The 16,090-nt window shown below is 52.6% G+C and carries 14 protein-coding genes; 9 read left to right on the top strand and 5 right to left on the bottom strand.

The features are described 5' to 3' along the window. Nucleotides 1-52 precede the first annotated feature (52 nt). Both BUC02_RS05670 and BUC02_RS05680 read right to left on the bottom strand, forming a co-directional pair. On the bottom strand, nt 53-937 hold the full coding sequence (locus tag BUC02_RS05670) for a tyrosine-type recombinase/integrase (protein ID WP_073319868.1): 885 nt from the start codon (nt 935-937) through the stop codon (nt 53-55). Nucleotides 938-1,263: 326 nt separating this feature from the next. Then, nucleotides 1,264-2,691, bottom strand: coding sequence for a glycogen synthase (locus BUC02_RS05680; protein ID WP_073319870.1), 1,428 nt, complete (start codon nt 2,689-2,691; stop codon nt 1,264-1,266). Between the two features lie 152 nt (nt 2,692-2,843). On the opposite strand from BUC02_RS05680, the gene BUC02_RS05685 reads away from it, so the two are divergent. After that, nucleotides 2,844-3,896 (top strand): hypothetical protein, encoded by a 1,053-nt coding sequence (locus tag BUC02_RS05685; RefSeq protein WP_073320625.1) that lies wholly within the window; start codon nt 2,844-2,846, stop codon nt 3,894-3,896. 276 nt (nt 3,897-4,172) lie between these two features. Here BUC02_RS05685 and BUC02_RS05690 read toward each other — a convergent pair whose 3' ends face one another. Continuing rightward, a complete protein-coding gene (locus BUC02_RS05690) occupies nt 4,173-5,312 on the bottom strand; it encodes a hypothetical protein (RefSeq protein ID WP_073319873.1) in 1,140 nt (379 codons plus the stop codon). 122 nt (nt 5,313-5,434) lie between these two features. On the opposite strand from BUC02_RS05690, the gene BUC02_RS05695 reads away from it, so the two are divergent. The 4 genes from BUC02_RS05695 to BUC02_RS05710 are packed head-to-tail and all read left to right on the top strand — an operon-like array spanning nt 5,435 to nt 9,962. Then, on the top strand, nt 5,435-6,076 hold the full coding sequence (locus BUC02_RS05695; RefSeq protein WP_073319878.1) for a LolA family protein: 642 nt from the start codon (nt 5,435-5,437) through the stop codon (nt 6,074-6,076). A 3-nt stretch (nt 6,077-6,079) separates the two neighbouring features. Further along, nucleotides 6,080-7,693, top strand: coding sequence for a hypothetical protein (locus BUC02_RS05700; protein ID WP_073319881.1), 1,614 nt, complete (start codon nt 6,080-6,082; stop codon nt 7,691-7,693). Next, nucleotides 7,693-8,754: a PorV/PorQ family protein gene (locus BUC02_RS05705; RefSeq protein ID WP_073319884.1), complete on the top strand. Its 1,062-nt coding sequence runs from the start codon at nt 7,693-7,695 to the stop codon at nt 8,752-8,754. Before BUC02_RS05700 ends, BUC02_RS05705 begins: the two co-directional genes overlap by 1 nt. Further along, nucleotides 8,751-9,962, top strand: coding sequence for a DNA replication/repair protein RecF (locus BUC02_RS05710; protein ID WP_073319887.1), 1,212 nt, complete (start codon nt 8,751-8,753; stop codon nt 9,960-9,962). Before BUC02_RS05705 ends, BUC02_RS05710 begins: the two co-directional genes overlap by 4 nt. Before the next feature lie 168 nt (nt 9,963-10,130). On the opposite strand, the gene mscL is transcribed toward BUC02_RS05710, so the two are convergent. Then, nucleotides 10,131-10,571 (bottom strand): large-conductance mechanosensitive channel protein MscL, encoded by a 441-nt coding sequence (gene mscL, locus BUC02_RS05715; protein WP_073319890.1) that lies wholly within the window; start codon nt 10,569-10,571, stop codon nt 10,131-10,133. 82 nt (nt 10,572-10,653) lie between these two features. Between mscL and BUC02_RS05720 the strand changes: the two genes are divergently transcribed. Then, the gene (locus tag BUC02_RS05720; protein WP_073319893.1) at nt 10,654-11,523 is read left to right on the top strand and encodes a DMT family transporter; all 870 of its coding nucleotides are present in this window, start codon (nt 10,654-10,656) and stop codon (nt 11,521-11,523) included. 10 nt (nt 11,524-11,533) lie between these two features. Next, on the top strand, nt 11,534-12,103 hold the full coding sequence (gene coaE, locus BUC02_RS05725) for a dephospho-CoA kinase (RefSeq protein ID WP_073319896.1): 570 nt from the start codon (nt 11,534-11,536) through the stop codon (nt 12,101-12,103). A gap of 123 nt (nt 12,104-12,226) precedes the next feature. On the opposite strand, the gene BUC02_RS05730 is transcribed toward coaE, so the two are convergent. Further along, nucleotides 12,227-14,122, bottom strand: coding sequence for a glycoside hydrolase family 9 protein (locus tag BUC02_RS05730; RefSeq protein WP_073319898.1), 1,896 nt, complete (start codon nt 14,120-14,122; stop codon nt 12,227-12,229). Nucleotides 14,123-14,350: 228 nt separating this feature from the next. Between BUC02_RS05730 and BUC02_RS05735 the strand changes: the two genes are divergently transcribed. Both BUC02_RS05735 and BUC02_RS05740 read left to right on the top strand, forming a co-directional pair. Beyond that, nucleotides 14,351-15,598, top strand: coding sequence for a class I SAM-dependent RNA methyltransferase (locus BUC02_RS05735; RefSeq protein ID WP_254794117.1), 1,248 nt, complete (start codon nt 14,351-14,353; stop codon nt 15,596-15,598). 50 nt (nt 15,599-15,648) lie between these two features. Next, on the top strand, nt 15,649-16,089 hold the full coding sequence (locus BUC02_RS05740; protein ID WP_073319903.1) for a hypothetical protein: 441 nt from the start codon (nt 15,649-15,651) through the stop codon (nt 16,087-16,089). Nucleotide 16,090 lies beyond the last annotated feature (1 nt).

Consider the following 16,090-nt stretch of genomic DNA (forward strand, 5'->3'; position numbering starts at 1 on the left):
TGTGTTTGATTTGTGGTTATTTCAAATCTAAAAATTGGAACATCCTATTTTTTTACCCCCTTAGCGGAATTTGCGAAAGAAAATATACGTTACCAGCTTCCACTGCAATTCGCAGCGTTTCGTTGCACCTGTCCGCATGGTCGAAACGGGCTGTCGCGAACATGCCGTCTTTCAGCTTGCCGTAGCGCTTGATTTCCGCCTTGAGGCGGTCGCTAATCGGAAGGAACGCTTCCTTGTCGCCCTTGCCGACGACGCGCATCTTTCCGTCCTCCTGGATGCACGACGGCCCGAAGCGGCAAGCCTCCGCATGACGCAGGCCAGCGAAGGCCATGACCGACCAGAACAGTCTAAATTCCGGGTCGGGCGCGTTGTCGAGAATTTTTTCAATCTGGTCGGGAGTCCAGAACGCCTTGGCGCGTTTCGGAACCTTGGGGAACGCCACGTCGCGGAACGGGTTGTAGTCGCCCAGGTCGTAAATCTTAGCCGCCCACTGGCAGAACTGGCTTGTGCAGCGAACCATTTCGTGCTGGGACTTGGGAGCGTACCTTTCGGACAGCCACACCGCCCAGTTCGTCGCCTGTTCGGCATCGAAGCGCATGAGCGTCTTGATGCCGTTTGCGTCAAGCCATTCCCTGAATGTTTTGAGTCGGTACTTGTAAGCGAGGTGGGTCTTGGAGTCGTCGCCCTTGGACGCCGCGACGGAATCCAGGAACTTCGGGAGCGCCTCGTCGAAGCCCCTGTCCTTCGGCATGAGCTTGCGGCGGATTTCTTCGGGCATGAACCTGGCCGCGTTCATCATGTTCAGCCATTCCTGTGCGTCGCTCTTGCGCTTGGTTTTAAGACTGATGTAGGAGAACTCGCCATCCTCCGCGATTCTCCCGTACCATGTAAGGTTGCCGCGGTACTTGTACCGCTGCGATATGCTGTAGCTTTTCATACAAACAAATCTACTAAAATTTGCCTAAAAGTCGGCTCACAAAAAGCTCACAAATGTCTCACATCATACCCGATTTTTGGCGGTTTCTCCCGTCTTTCGGGAAAAACCATTACAAGCGACGGAGAACCGCGACAGACAGTCCAAATCGCGCCGGAAGCCTTGATTTTACTGATGAAAAAGGCCCGGAGGCTTTTGCCTTCGGGCTTCCAATGGAGTACTTTCTGAAAATTTTTCGGGGCTGGGTTGATAGTCCGCTGCTCTAACCAATTGAGCTAAAGCTCCGATGATGGGCCAAATATAGTCTTTTTGTAATGAAAGAACGGACGTTACAGTCCAAGTTCACCGAATATGAGCAGGTATTTGGAAATGGTTCTGCACCATTCGTAGTGGAATCCGCTGTAGGCGTTCACCACGCACTTGTCCCAGTCCTGTATTTCAGTCTTGTAGACGTTGACCGCGTCCTTCACGCCACGAAGCATTTGGTGCGGGGCGTTCGCGTCGTCCACGAGGAACGCGTTCGCTTCGCCTGCGGTTTCGAGGGCGTAGCTGGTGAGCATCGTGGAAACGCCGACCGTGCGGCCCGTAAGGGGAAGTGTCCCTGCGGCCATTGCCTTAAGGATAATCGAGGAAGACGGTTCGCGGAGGTTCGCTGCAAACAAGGCGTCGGATCCGGCGAGGGTGTCGCGGAGCTGTAGCGTGTTGTCGCCGCTGCTTTCGAGGTCCTGGACGCACATGACTTCGGGGTACTGCTGCGCGAAGTCCTTGTAGTAGTTCCATTCGCTATTGTTCGACGAAATACCGACGATAATGAATACGTCGAGTCGCGTGATATCCGATAGAATCGTTGCGAGCGTTTCGGAGGTGTTGCCCGCTTCTTCGTCGAGATGGACGTAAAGGACCATCCTGCCGTCGAAATCGACTCCCAACTGCTGTTGGAGGTGCGCCCTGGCTCTGGACTTCGCTTCCTTGATGGGAAGGTTTTCCTTGTTGAAGTCCCAGACCTGGTAACTCACGCCGAACTGGACTCCGATGAGCTTTTCGGAATTTCGGTTCAGGAATCCGCTGATTCCGCCGGGTAGGTTCGTGTTGAGCATGGCGTCGCGGTAGCCGGGCGACGGGAACAGCACCTTGGTGGCATACAGGATGCCCACTTTTAGAAGGCTTACTTTACCCCAGAATTCGTAGCCGTCCATATTGTAGTCTTTGCGCGGAAGACCGATTTTTTCAATTTCGCTGGAGGGTATATGGAAATCGTAGGTGATGTTATGGACGGTAAAGAAGAACGGAATTTTGCCAGCGTATTCCTGATACGTGGTCTTGGCAAGCGCGCCTGCGAGGGCTCCGCCCCATTCGTGGCCCAGAATGGCGTCACATTCGAAATTTGTTTCTTTGGCGTAGGCGAGGGCCGCCGAGGCGAGGAATGCGAACCGGATGTGGTTGTCGGCATACGGGGCGCTTTGCGGCGGGCTGTAGACATAGGGCCTGCCGAAATATTCCTCATTGTAAATATATGTGTGCAAAGGGTCCTTATCGGACACCCAGATTTCGTAGGGCTTGTTCTGGAGCTTTTCGACGCCGGTATATACGCAGCGGTAGCTGCCTACGTCGACCATCAGGTTCTTGAAGAACGGCGAACAGGTAAGCACCTTGGTGCCGGCGCTAGCGAAAGCGTCAGTCATACGGTTGACCGCGGTGGCCAGAGGGCTGGTTTTGCGCCAATTTCCGGCTTCGGGGCTTACGACAAGGATGTCCATTCCTGATCAATACTCCAAATAAAATTTTACTTATAGATAAAGTTTAACATAAATTTATTTAATTATTTTTATAATGTATAATCCCGGGGAAAGAATTCTTGGGAAAAAAGGTATTTTTACTAAACAAAATCATTCAGTTGAAGGAAAATCAAATGAAAAAACTCTTTATTGCCTCTCTGGCTGCCGCCGTCGCATTCACGATGGTCGGCTGTAAGGGTACTAACGAAAAGCGCGGTGACGAACACCTCAAGGAAGGCCGTTATCGCAACGCTATCAATTCTTACCTCGAGGCTAAGAAGAAGGGTAGCATGTCCGATGAATTCTATGATAACTTCACGCTCGCTCTGGTCCGTGCTGCAGAAACTGAAGCCAAGAAGGACTTGAACAGCGATCTTATCAACGGATACTTCGACAAGGCTTCCGTGAACATGGCTGAAGTCCAGAATGCTGACGTTGTCCAGGAATACGTGACGACGCTTGCTAACATCGGTAAGATGCAGGCCGCTCAGGAAGGCATGGACTACGGTACGATCGTAAATGCTTTTGCAAAGATTGACACCGCCTTGGTGACTGCAAAGGCCAAGGGCGCTGGCGAAGCCGCCGTGAAGGCTATCCGCACCGAGGCTGAAAACGCTTACGTTGCCAAGAACCTCTCCGAAGCCGTGGGCGAATCTGACCCGGTGGTGAGCGAATACCAGATTATGAAGATTGCCGAAATGGCACCGGAAAATGCTGACGTGAAGGCCGCTTTGAACAAGAGCCGTAAGGGCACTCGCGGTTACTTCTTGATCTTCGGTGAACAGATCGGTGAACCGGTCAGCCGCCGCGTGGACAAGTGGGGCTACGTGATGGCCTTCCCGACAATCAAGATGGCTCCGGGTTCTCTCTCTGGCGAACTCCAGTTCTGGGCTTCTACGGGTAACAACACCGAACTTGACCCCTCCAAGATCAAGCTCGTGTCTACCGACGGCAAGGAAGTCTTCGCCAAGGGTAACAGCGGCTGGTGCGAAGCTGAAGTGCTCGTAGGCAAGAAGGGCCAGGAAAAGATCGAAAAGAAGAAGCAGAGCTTCAAGGGCAAGGGCAAGCTGATGAACGAATTCCAGTGCTCCGTGAACATCTCCTTCTCTTTCGCCAAGGACTTCGTTCCGGACTACATCGAATACAAGGATGAATTCGGTATCGGCCGTAAGTACCTCGGTCAGTAAGGGACCGCTCGGCTCTATCGCATACATGAAAATGTGATATCGCCTCGCTCTCGCGAACGCCCCCGGTTAACACCCGGGGGCTTTTTCGCTCACGTAGAAATTGCAGGACTCTATTGCGTAATAGATTCTTGTTTGTGGGAAAATAAATGAAGGCTAGTTTTGTTTGAGTAGCCGATATTTAGAATAGCGGTTGTTGGCGGCTTGAACCTTGTAGAGGAGGGTAAATAAAAAAAGAACCGAGCTTGTCGCCCGGCTTTTAATCGTTGTGCGATTTACTTAAAAACTAGCCTTGCCGCTCAAACCGAGGGAGAACCTGGCCTCGCCGAACGGGGTGTCGTTGTTGTGCTTGCCGGTGAAGTTGTAACCGTACCAGATAACGATTTCGGTGTTCATGGTGGGGTAGAGGTAGTGGTTCATGCCCAGGAACTGGAAGTCGTCACCGTGAGTTTCTTTGTCCGGATCGTGGTATTCGTAGGAAACACCCAGGGTGTACTTCTTATGAATGTTGAAGCTCGGTTCGACGGCGAAGAGCATCTGGTCTTCGGTCATGAGCTGCGGCTCGGTTTCGTAATCCTTGTCGACGATAGCGTAGAAGAACGTTGCGCCCAAGTTAAAGATGGCGTAGTTCATGCTAGGTTCGAGCAAGAAGGAGTGTGTGCCCTTGCCCTTGTAGGGGTGCAGGCCCCAAACGGCGTAGATGCCGTAGTTGAACTTTTCGAAGCTCTTGGAGTAGTCGACTTCGGTACCGAGCACGTAGGTGTAGGGACGGCCGATGTCAGAACCGAACACCCAGTCGAGGCTCGGCTTGATAATCAAGTGTTCGTCAGTATGGTTCAAGAGCGGGAACGCATAGGTGAGGAACATGGAAAGCGTGTGGTCGGTGTCGTCGGAGGCGCCCAAGTAGAATGCACCCGTGCCGTACTTTTCGTTACCGACTTCGGCTCCGAAACCGCGGAGGCTTTCTTCGCGGGTAATGACGGCGTAGCGGGACGCGTCACGCCAGAAGTAGTAGTTGAATGCGCCTGCGCTGTAAGTCATGTCACCGAAAATGAGGGTAACCTGGTGGCTCACGTCCCAGCGGAACTGGACACCGTCAAAGTCGAAGGAATTGTAGCGACCATCCGAACCCATGGCGGTGGAACGGGCGAGACCGTGGCGGACTTCGGATTCCTGGAGTTCACCGTTCTGGTCGACAAAAGTACTATGCGTGGTTCCCATGACGACGAGGGAGATGTTTTCGTCGAGGTGGGCGTGCAGGGCGAGGTCAATGTCCTGGTTTCCTGCGTTCGTGGGGTCAAAATCGCGGTCAAAATAGCTGGCATAGTCCATATTCACATCGCCGTGGACTTCGATGTCTGCAGCGAGCGCCAAGGTGGCGGCGGTAGAAATTGCCAGTGGCATGATCAATTTGCGCATATCAGTTTCCAATATGATTTGAAATTTCTTGTGCAAAGATAGAAATATCTAGGCAAAAAAGCCAAATACAGCGTGTGCGAATTTTGTAAATTTGCCCATATTCATGTTAATGAGGTTCCTAGATGTTCGATCGCATTAGGTTAATTAGGCTGTTTGTAATTGTAGTGGCGCTTGCTGCGAACTGCGTTTTCGCTTTATCCGCCGACGAGGCCATGGAAAAATCCAAAGCCTGGTTCAAGTCGGGTAAGGCGTGGAACCTTGATTTTAGGGTGCAGGTATTTTATGCGGATTCTCCGGATATCGCCTCGCAGAACGGAAAGCTGCTGGTGGCCGAAGGGGATCGCTTTGTGCTGGATATGGCTGGAATCAAGTTCTATAGCGATGGAGAAAGCCTGTGGCAGCACAATGTGGAACAGAAGCAGGTGCTGATCAAGTCGGTCGAGGACTTGTCGAGCTCATTGCACCCCTCGGAACTTTTGTTCAAGTACCTGAACTGCAAGGCCAAGGAGATTTCGGAAGGTGAATTCAACAACCAGAAACTGTGGGTGCTGAAACTGGACCCTTCCAAGTACAGGGGACAGTTCACGCAGATGGAAGTCTGGCTCTCGAAAAAGGATTTTTCTCCCAAGCGCCTGTATACGGTGGATCCTTCCGGTAACGGCTCGTGGTACAATATTGTGAACCTTTCTGTGGTCAAGTCCTGGAAATCCGAGGACTTTAAGTACAAGCCGGTGAAAGGCGTAGACGAAATTGACATGCGGTAATTTATGAATAGACTGTTCGGAAAATACGTGAATGCCTTGGCGCTCGCCTTTACTTTTGTAGGGGGCGCGTTTGCTGCAGAGACTTTGTTCAGCAACGCTGCGCTGAACGTGAGCGAAACGGGAAAAACGGGTAGCCTGTGGGTGTTTTCGCGCGGCGATATTTATAGCGGCGTGACTCTGTTGGAACTCAAGGTGGGGGCAAACGGCGTGCAGGTGGTGGAATCGCGTCAGGACCAGATGACGGATTCGGTGACCGCGACGCAGAATGGCATTTTTAGAGACGTGCTTGCGGAACATCGCAGGACTCCTTCGGTTTATGCCGGCAAGATTGGCTATGTGTTGCCGATGTTTGGTCTGGACGATGACGGCGAGTATTTGCAGCCAACGGGAATTTTTAGGGTGGGCGGAATCGACAACATTTATGAAACCCCGCTGGAGCAGCCCGAGGCACTGGCTGATTTGGATACGGCTATGTATTATGCCGTGAGCGGCTTTGCGTACGATTCGTCCAAGAAGCAACTTTGGATGGCCCGCGGTGCAGCCGGGCTTGGCCTGTACGATGCGTCGGGCAGCAAAGTAAAGCATGGCATGTACCAGTTGAACCTGAAAGCGGCTACGCTGGATTCGGCAAAATCGAATTACAAGTGGGAAGACAAGAAAAACCCGCGTATTTTCGATGTCAAGCAACATCCGGAAACTGGTGACATCTGGATGGCGACTTCCAAGGGACTTTGGATGCGTAGCGCGGACGGCAAGGTAGCCAAGGCGTCTACAGCGCTTGATACGAGTGCCCGCGTGACAGGACTTTGGATGGGCGGCGACCCGCTGACGATTGTTGCAGAAACTTCGCGTATGGAAAAGGAGTCGATGAAGGGCGCTTTGTGGGTGCTCCGCGAGGGTGCCAAGGATTTTGCGAAGGTGAATTTCTTGGACACGGCCGGCAAAAAACAGAAGAAGGATATTTATGACGAAGGCGACTACACCGTGAGCGATGTGGCTTTTGTCGGCAATACGGCCTTTGTGGCGGTTGCCGTTTCGGGCGGTGACGTGAGCGGATACTTTAAGCTGGATTCGGCCGGAATTCGTGCTTGGGATATGGATGACGACGGAAAGAGTGAATGGCTTTACGGCTATGCAACCGGCGCCATTGACCGTGATTTCCGCATTACCTCGATTTGCTCGTTCCCGCTGGCCAAGAATGTGACGGGCCTTGCGCTTGCTACCTACGGCAACGGAATTTCTGTTTCGGCAGATACGGGCAAAACTTGGACCCCGATTTTGAACCGCGCCAAGCTCGGAAACGATTTAGGCTCTGTGCGCATGGTACCGTCGGTAATTACGGCGGGCGACCAAGCGCTTGTGTCGTACAAGGTGGGCAAGGATTCCAAGATTACGATTGACGTGTTCAGTTACGACATGCGTAAAATCCGCACGATTGTAAAAAGCGCTCCTCGTGGAGCGGATGCTTCGCGCAGCACGAATCCCAAGGAAGACTTCTGGGACGGCAAGGACAAGGCGGGCAGGCCCTGCACCATGGGCGTATACTATGTGCGTGTCAAGGATAACCACGGCCATATAGGCTGGGGCAAGGTAATGACCTTGGGAGGGCACAAGTAATGATAGTTCGGAATTCAGAATTCGGAATTCAGAGCTGGGCTCTGATGATGTTGGTGATGCTCGTTGTTGCTTCTTCTGCGTTTGCGGGCAAGAAGGCGACGCTGGGTAGCTTTGACGGCTTTGTGGAACGTATGGGTGCTGGCACGCGCGAATTGGGCCGCGGTAATACGGGCTCTGCGGATACGGCGTCGATGCCTGCGGCTTACTGGAACCCGGCCATTCTGGGCTTCAGGGAACACTTGAGCTATAACCTGAACGCAGAAAAGCGCGACCTGGACCGTTTGGGCGGATCGCTTGGCCTGGAAGGCCCGGTGGGTAGGCGCATGGGTATCGGTTTTGCGATGCTTTATCGTGGCGACTTGAACTTCGATGTGATTAACGAAGACGATGAAACCATGGGTACGGCAACGCCCTACTTTACGATGATGTATTTGGGCTTGGCTTACCGTGCCACGCGTCGCGACGCCTTCGGTTTGTCGTTCTCGATGAGTTACGACAACATGGATATTTCGGAATACTACGAAGGGGTCGCCGAAGTGGTTGACGACTACCGCAGTCCGGTGACGATCAACTTGAGCTGGATTAGACAGTGGAACGAAAAGTGGTCGACGTCCGTGGTAATCCGCAACCTGAGTTTTAGCGAAAACCTGTCTGCCAGGTGGAGCAAGAATACCAGTACCGACAATTCCGTAGAAAGTACCGAGGGCGTGCGCCCGAAGGTGCTGCAGATCGGTGTGGGCTACCGTTCCAAGATTGCGGGCATGCCCGTGCACGCCTGGATGGAAGCTCTGGATTACCAGGTGGCCGACACGCTCCTGGCCTTTGACCCCGATTTGCATGTGTGGACGGGGCGTGTGGGCTTTGAATGCGAAGTGATTCCGGACGGCACGCTCCGTTTGGGTATGGATGACCTGGACTGGACGGTGGGTGCCGGCTACAAGTTCATGATTCGAATCGGCAAGAAGAAGTATCCCTTCGATGTGAACTACGCCCTGATTTACGAAACGGAAGCGGGAATCTGGACTCCGCTTAGTTTTGGCCTGCGGGGCTATATTCCGTGATTTCGAAGATTTATATAGACGGCGTACGCAGCTTGTCTGGCTTTGAACAAGAGTTTGGACCGGGAATCACCGTTGTCCATGGGCCAAACGGTTGTGGCAAGACGTCTATATTGGAATCGGTGCATTTGCTTGCGCAAGGTTTTTCGTTTAGGGCGCGCGATTTGAAGGAAATGATTGCCAGGAACGGCGACGAATTGATTTTGCGTGCCGTATTCGATGATGCGGGCCGCGAGACGAAACGCGCCATTCGCGTGGGGCGCCGTAGCACAGACGTGCGTGAAAACGGTGAAAGTCTTAAGTCGCCGACGGCGTTCTTTGGAAACATTCCGGCTGTGGTGATGCAGCCGTCTGACATTGAACTTTTGCGCGGGGCGCCCGAAGTACGCAGACGTTGGCTCGATGAAATTCTTTGTTACCGCTCTCAGACAAATGCCGCGGTGCTCAAGCGCTACCGCCGCGTACTGCAACAGCGTAACCAGTGGCTGCGCCAGTACAAGCGCGAAGGCTTTGCTACCGGTGGCGATGAACTTCTGGCGGTGCTTACGGAACAGCTGGTAGACTTGGGCGCCAAGCTTTGGGCCGCACGCATTGAACTTTCTAAAGAAATCTCGCCGATTATTACCGGTTATTACCGCAAGCTTTCGGGCGGGGTAGATGAAATCGCTTGCGCCTACAAGAGTTCTATTCTCAAGGAATTGGATGCCCTCGATGGCGCGGAATTCCTAGATGATTCTGAACTCGACAAGGCCGCAATGGCAGCCGATAAAGGTTCGCTCTATATTGCGTCGGAATCGGGGGAGTCCGAAGACGGATCGGTCGACGAAAACGCCTTGCGCGAGGCATACCGCCGCAAACTCGCCGGTCTGGAATTTGCCGAGAAAATTCAGGGAATAACATTGTCGGGCCCGCATAAGGACGACCTGGGCGTATGCATAGGCGACTCTGAAATGCGTACTTGCGGATCGCAAGGCCAGTGCCGCTGTGCTGCGGTTGCCATGCGCTTTGCCGCGGTCGATGTGGCAACCCGTTACCTGAGCAAACCGATTCTTTTGCTGGACGATATTTTTGCAGAACTCGACGTGAATCGCCGCGATGCGGTGGCGACTCTCATCCGTGAAAAAGCCTGCCAGGTGATTATCGCGACTCCGCAGCTAGAGGAATTGCCGTTTACCGCTGAAGCGGAGATAAAAGTAGGAAGTAGGCGGTAGGCAGTAGGCGGTAGGCAGTAGGTAGTAGACAGTAGGCAGTAGGAAGTAGGCAGTAGGAAGTAGGCAGTAGACTGTAGGAAGTTGGCTGTAGGCGGATAGACGTTTGGGCAAAAAAAGGCCCCGCATTTTAAGCGGGGTCTCATTAGTCTAGGCTCTAAGTTCTGCCAACTACTTTTTCAGCAAGTCACGGATTTCGGTGAGGAGCTTTTCTTCGGCAGACGGTTCAGGAGGTGCCGGAGGCGCAGCCGGGGCTTCTTCTTGCTTACGCATGTTCTGCATGAAGCCGAGGAACTTCTTCATGACGATGAACACCACGATGGCAACAATGAGGAAGTCGATGATGCCGCCAATGAAGCTTCCGTAAGGAATGGTCACGCCTTCGGCCGTCGTGAATGCGAGAGCCTTGAGGCCTTCGCCAGCATCCTTGCCGCCGCCCATGGCGATAATGGCGGTAACGCACGGCATAACGATGTCGTTAACGAAGGAAGTGACGATTTTGCCGAATGCACCACCGATGATCACACCGATAGCCATATCGACGATGTTACCCTTGAACGCGAAGGCTTTGAATTCTTCGAGCAGGGACGATGCTTTACCTTTGATTCCCATATTGGATCCTTTTGTTAAAGTTAATATAAAAATATGTTTAAAATATCGCTTTGGCAAGAGGGTTTTCTAAATTTTGCACGCTATGTCATGGTTCGTTTTAGCTTTACTTTCGGCATTCTTTTTGGGGTGTTATGATCTTGCCAAGAAAAAGTCGGTGCAGGACAATGCGGTCCGTGTGACACTGTTCTTTTGCAGCGCCTTTTACGCCCTCTTTATGAGCCCGCTCCTTTTGACAGGGCATTGCGAATCCTTGCCTTTGCAGAGCCATGTTTACTTGTTCGGGAAGGCGGCCATTGTAGGCGGCAGTTGGATTTTGACTTATAACGCTCTGGCCCATTTGCCTTTGAGCATCGCGACAACGATTCGCGCGCTTGCGCCCGTATTTACGATTTTTATTGCCGTGACCTTTATGGGCGAGCGTCCCTTTGCGCTCCAGTGGATAGGTGTTGCCATCTGCATATGCTCCTATGTGGGCTTAAGCCTTGCGGGTCGTAAAGAAATGGGGCATTTCTTCAGCAACGGCTGGGTAATCTGCATGGTGCTGGGTACGCTCTTGGCGGCCTGTAGCGGCGTGTACGACAAGTTCATTCTGCAGTGCATGAACTTTGACCCCCTTACGGTCCAGGTGTGGTTCAGCATTTACATGGCTCTCTGGCAGTTTGCCATTTGCGCGGTCACCTGGTTTCCGACGCGGCACAAAACGACTCCCTTTAAATTCCGCTGGTCCATGGTCTTGGTGGCGGTACTCCTGATTGTGGCGGACCGCTGCTATTTTGTGGCAGTGAGTGACCCTGACGCCTTGATTTCGATTATTACGGTGTTCCGCCGCTCTAGCGTGTTGATTTCGTTCTTTGCCGGTTTACTACTTTTCAAGGAACGCAAGAGCAAAATGAAGTTTGTTGCCTTGTTGGGCGTGGTTCTGGGTATATGCCTGATTGCGCTAGGAAAATAAACTTGGTTGAATGATGATTGGAATTACAGGAACAATTGGTGCAGGAAAGTCGCTGGTCGGTCGCATTTTGCGCGACCGTAAAATCCGCGTGATCGATGCGGATGTGGCGGTGCATCACTTGTACCGTGACGACAAGAATCTTCGAGCGGCGATTGCCAAGGAATTCGGCGAAGAGATGCTGACGGAGAAGGGCGTTAGCCGGAGCCGTATGGCAGATTTGGTCTTTAGCGACCCGACGGCAAGAAAGCGCCTGGAGGCGTTAGTGTACCCGGCGCTGACTCAGTACCTGCTGCATGCGAATCCGGCTTTTGTCGAGGCAGCCCTATTTGAAAATGTCCCTGAGCTAGTAAAGCACCTGGATGAAATCTGGGTGGTGTGCGCTGCCCGAGATGTCCGCAAGAACCGCTTGATTGCAAATCGCGGCTTTAGCGAAGACGATGCAGAACGCCGTATTGAATTGCAAGCCGCCAAAGAAAGGGAAGACGAATGGATTCGCCTTTTCCCGGGCAAGAATATCCGATTTATAGACAATTCCGGCGACGAAGTGCATTTGCAAAATGCAATTAAAAATATATTGTAAAAAAATGAATTTGCGTTAGCAAATTCGAATCAGTGTGACAAAAAAGATTCTTGAGTATGAAACAAATGCAGCATCAAATGATGCTGCATTCGTTTTGTATTGGGTGGGATTGGGAGGATCCTTTTAGCGGACCTTTTTGCCGCCGATACTGAAGTAGCTCTTGATTCCGTTTCTGTCGGTGTATTCCACCTGAACCTTTTTGCCGCGGAGCACGAGACGCTTGCTGTTTGCCTGCGGAGCGGCCTTGATACGGTTGCGGGCTGCCGGAATAGAGGTAAGTTCGTACTTGGCCGAGACCGGAGTCTTGATGTCGTAGGACTTGCCAGTGGCAGCGATTGCCTGGAGGCTGCCGATCACGTAGGCGAAGGGGGCGTTCCAGTTGATAGCGACTTCGTTAGTGGCGTAGCTACAGGAGTTGTCGTAGTAAGATCTTGCGACGGCGTCGGGGTTGTTGTACTTTTTGGCGCAGTCGGTAGCGGATGCGTTCGGACCACCGGCAATCATACCCGGAACAGGAGCGTCAATGCTGTCAGCCTGGCTCGGGCGGTGGTGCGGTTTCATGACCGGATTGACTCCGTAGCCGGTAAGGTAAGACTTGTCGAGCGGATTGCGGCCCAGAATGTAGTCCACGATGCTCAGGGCTGCATTCAGGTACTTTTCGTCCTTTGTCAGAATGTAGGCGTGAATGAGAACCATGCCCTTGTTGGCGGCAACACCATTGGAACCCCAGTAGAAGTCACCCTTGGCAAGGGCTACGCCGTAGCCGTTGTTGTCGAGAGACTTGACATAGTTATCGGCCATTGTGGTGATGATGGAAGTAGCGGAGTCGACCATTTCGGCTTCAAAGGCGTCGGGGCTCATAGCGATGGTGAAAATGCCGAGCATGTAGTTGTTCTGCCAGCTTTGGAGAACGGCCTTCTTGTTGCTGATCGGAAGGGACTTGATAATGCTTGACACGGAGGTGTCGCCACTGACGCGGTACATTTCGATGTTGGTCCAAAGCTTGGATGCCCATTCGACAGAACCGGTGTAAGTTCCCGTGCCCACGTCGCTGGGCTGTTCGTAAATTTCGTAGGGGTGTGTCAATGCCCAAATGCGAGCCTTCTGTGCGGCGTCAATGCACTTCTGGGCGAATTCAGGATCGTAGGGCTTGTAGATTTCGGAAGCGAGAGTGACTACGGCTGCGAAATCCCAGGAAGCTTCGATACCTTTACCGATTGCAAAGCGCTGTGCGGTTCCCTTTTCGGGCATGATGGTACCGGCAAACTGCTTGGTGGTGAGCTTGTGGAACACACCGCCGTCATCGTCTTGCATGGTGAGCATCCAGTCCAGATTCCAGCGGATTTCGTCCAGGAGGTCGGGGATGTCGTTGCTGCTTTCGGGAATGTTCAGCTTGAGGGTGTCGTAGTATTCCTTGTTCTGCTGGTAAAGCTGAAGGAGCGTGTAGGTAGAAATGCCGGAGTTCACGATGTACTTGCCGTAGTCGCCGGCATCGTACCAGCCCTTGGAACCGTTAAAGGTTGCTTCGGTGTCGGTCTTGCCGGTAGAGGGGTGGTACTTGACGGCGGTATCGAGGTGGCCTGCGGCGCGGGCGTAAATGCCGGCGTATTCTTCTTCAAGAGCGGTAGAGGCGCGCTGGAAATAGAAGAACTTGATAGAGGCCTTGCCGGCTTCTTCGAGAGCCTTGTCGCCGATGGTAATGGGGTGGCCAATCGGCTCGTCATCGATATAGGCTTGGTATTTGCCTTCGGTCTGGATTTCGGAAAAATCGACCAGGGATGCGGCGGTATCGCCTGCAGGAATCCAGACTTGGGCTTCGGGGGCGGTGACTTTTAGAACTTCGGTGCCGCTAGAGGTCTTGAAAACGATTTCTTTACCTTCAGCGCCGACAACGGCCATTTGCTTTTGGCCCTTGGTCAAGAAACCGACCTGGTTCATGTAGGCTGTTGCTGCGAAGAGGCTGCTCGCACCAAGAGCAGTCATCGCGAGAACGGGGGAAAGAATTTTTCTGAACTCCATAATAACATCCTTGTTTGTTTTCTATAAATCTAGACCTTTTGAAGATTAGTAGGTAGGGGGCGGAAGGTAGAAAGTGGTTACGGCTGAAAACTTAAACTCATAACTCACAACTCACAACTCATAACTCGCAACTCATAACTCACGACTCATAACTCACAACTCATAACTCACAACTCACAACTCATAACTCACAACTCATAACTCACAACTCATTACTATATTTGCGTTGTGATTTATGAGCTCCGCATAGAAAAGATGGTGCAGGGTGGCGAAGGCATGGCCCGCCTGCCTGATGGACGCGTGTGCTTTGTGCAAGGGGCGCTTGCGGGCGAACTTTGCCAAGTGGAAATCTTGCAGAATAAGAAAGATTTTACGCGGGGTCGGGTGATTAAAGTCACGGAAAAAAGTGTAGACCGCGCGGAGCCGAGATGTGTGCTTTACGGCAAGTGCGGCGGGTGCAGCTTGCAACATCTGGAAAGTTCTGCACAGGCCGCTTGCTCTGTGCTTGTAGAACGCGAAAACTTTAGGCGAATTGCCCGCGTAGAATTGCCGGAAGACTTCAAGATTCATACCGGGCCTGCATGGGGCTACAGGAACCGCGCCCGCGTGGTGATTGCCCGTGCCAAGAGTGGCAAGGTCAGCTACGGATTCCGTATGCAAAAAAGCAATGGGATTATTCCGTTTGAAAATTGTCCGGTGCTAACGCCCGCACTCAATGCGTTCCTGAAAGAAAATGCGGCAAAAATTTTTGAAGAATCGATGAAGGCGTCCAAGCGCCCGCCCAGAAATTTTGAGCTGGACGTGAATTTGTTCGATAACGGTGCGGGCAAGGTCAGCTATTACTACAAGGGTATGCCTGCCGCCGACTTCGAAAAGAATGCCGTGAGTGTTGTCGAAATGGCCGGCAAGAAAATCCGTTCGGACGCCTCGGTGTTTTTCCAGAGCAATCTGGCTTTGCTGCCGGAGCTTGTAACCGCCGTGCAGAATGCAGTTGATGAGGGTATTGCAAGCGGCGAGGCGAGTGACGCCTGGCTCATTGACTTGTTCAGCGGAGTCGGATTCTTTGCGGCGATTTTGAAGGACCGCTTTAAAAAGATTACGACCGTGGAACGTGACGATGGCTGCTTGACGCATGCCCGCGTGAATTTGAACGGGGGCGTTACGGGGGTGTCCCCCGTCCCCATAAACATAGAGAACGTGTCTGCCCCCGCAGAAGATTGGCTTGCCGAGAACGTGGTGGACGTGCCTGCAACCTTGATTGTGGACCCCCCGCGGACAGGGCTTCCGGCGACGGCATTAGAGGCCATCATCAAGAGCTCGGTGAACCGCCTGATTTATGTTTCTTGCGATCCGGTGACGCTCGCAAGGGACTTTGCGAAGTTCCGGGAGGGCGGTTTTGCCCTGAAAAAGGCCGAAGGATTCGCCTTTTACCCCCAGACACCCCATTTGGAAATGTTGTTTGTGCTTTCGAGATAGCCGACAAACTGGTATTTTACTAGTTTAAAAGCGCATACAAGGAGGCAAGTATGAAAAAATGGTTCGTTGCATTCGTGGCGGCGATGGCTAGCCTGTTTGCAGGATGTTCGGTTGAGGATACCGCTATCGTATGCGGAAGAGAATGGAATCCGGCCCTTGATGTCGTGGCCGATACCATGAGCGAGTTCGAAATGAGGGACCCGCTGATTGTGCAGTTCCGTTACGGAAAGAGCTTTGACTTTTCGATGCTTAAGACGACCTTTTACGAAGGCACGATTGCCCACAAGGGCGAAAAGATTTGGGACCACGAAGTGGCCGTTAGCGACAAGCAGTGGGTCTATACGCTGCAGGGCAAGTCCCGCCATCATATGGGCGTGATGACGGCCCGCGAACTGTGCCGCAAAAAGGAACCGGGCCCGGTTGTCATTGAAGTCAGTGGCGATGGCAAGGTGCTTTTGTCCAAACAGATTCTACTTACTAAAAATCGGTAAT

Origin of the sequence: Fibrobacter sp. UWOV1, from assembly GCF_900142495.1 — a bacterium.
Taxonomy (GTDB): Bacteria; Fibrobacterota; Fibrobacteria; order Fibrobacterales; family Fibrobacteraceae; genus Fibrobacter.

Excerpts from the sequence above, each read along its gene's own strand:
- BUC02_RS05680 (WP_073319870.1), bottom strand. The coding sequence starts at position 2,691 with ATGGACATCCTTGTCGTAAGCCCCGAAGCCGGAAATTGGCGCAAAACC.
- BUC02_RS05730 (WP_073319898.1), bottom strand. The coding sequence starts at position 14,122 with ATGGAGTTCAGAAAAATTCTTTCCCCCGTTCTCGCGATGACTGCTCTT.
- BUC02_RS05740 (WP_073319903.1), top strand. The coding sequence starts at position 15,649 with ATGAAAAAATGGTTCGTTGCATTCGTGGCGGCGATGGCTAGCCTGTTT.
- BUC02_RS05690 (WP_073319873.1), bottom strand. The coding sequence starts at position 5,312 with ATGCGCAAATTGATCATGCCACTGGCAATTTCTACCGCCGCCACCTTG.
- BUC02_RS05670 (WP_073319868.1), bottom strand. The coding sequence starts at position 937 with ATGAAAAGCTACAGCATATCGCAGCGGTACAAGTACCGCGGCAACCTT.
- BUC02_RS05720 (WP_073319893.1), top strand. The coding sequence starts at position 10,654 with ATGTCATGGTTCGTTTTAGCTTTACTTTCGGCATTCTTTTTGGGGTGT.
- BUC02_RS05705 (WP_073319884.1), top strand. The coding sequence starts at position 7,693 with ATGATAGTTCGGAATTCAGAATTCGGAATTCAGAGCTGGGCTCTGATG.
- BUC02_RS05700 (WP_073319881.1), top strand. The coding sequence starts at position 6,080 with ATGAATAGACTGTTCGGAAAATACGTGAATGCCTTGGCGCTCGCCTTT.
- BUC02_RS05685 (WP_073320625.1), top strand. The coding sequence starts at position 2,844 with ATGAAAAAACTCTTTATTGCCTCTCTGGCTGCCGCCGTCGCATTCACG.
- mscL (WP_073319890.1), bottom strand. The coding sequence starts at position 10,571 with ATGGGAATCAAAGGTAAAGCATCGTCCCTGCTCGAAGAATTCAAAGCC.
- coaE (WP_073319896.1), top strand. The coding sequence starts at position 11,534 with ATGATGATTGGAATTACAGGAACAATTGGTGCAGGAAAGTCGCTGGTC.
- BUC02_RS05695 (WP_073319878.1), top strand. The coding sequence starts at position 5,435 with ATGTTCGATCGCATTAGGTTAATTAGGCTGTTTGTAATTGTAGTGGCG.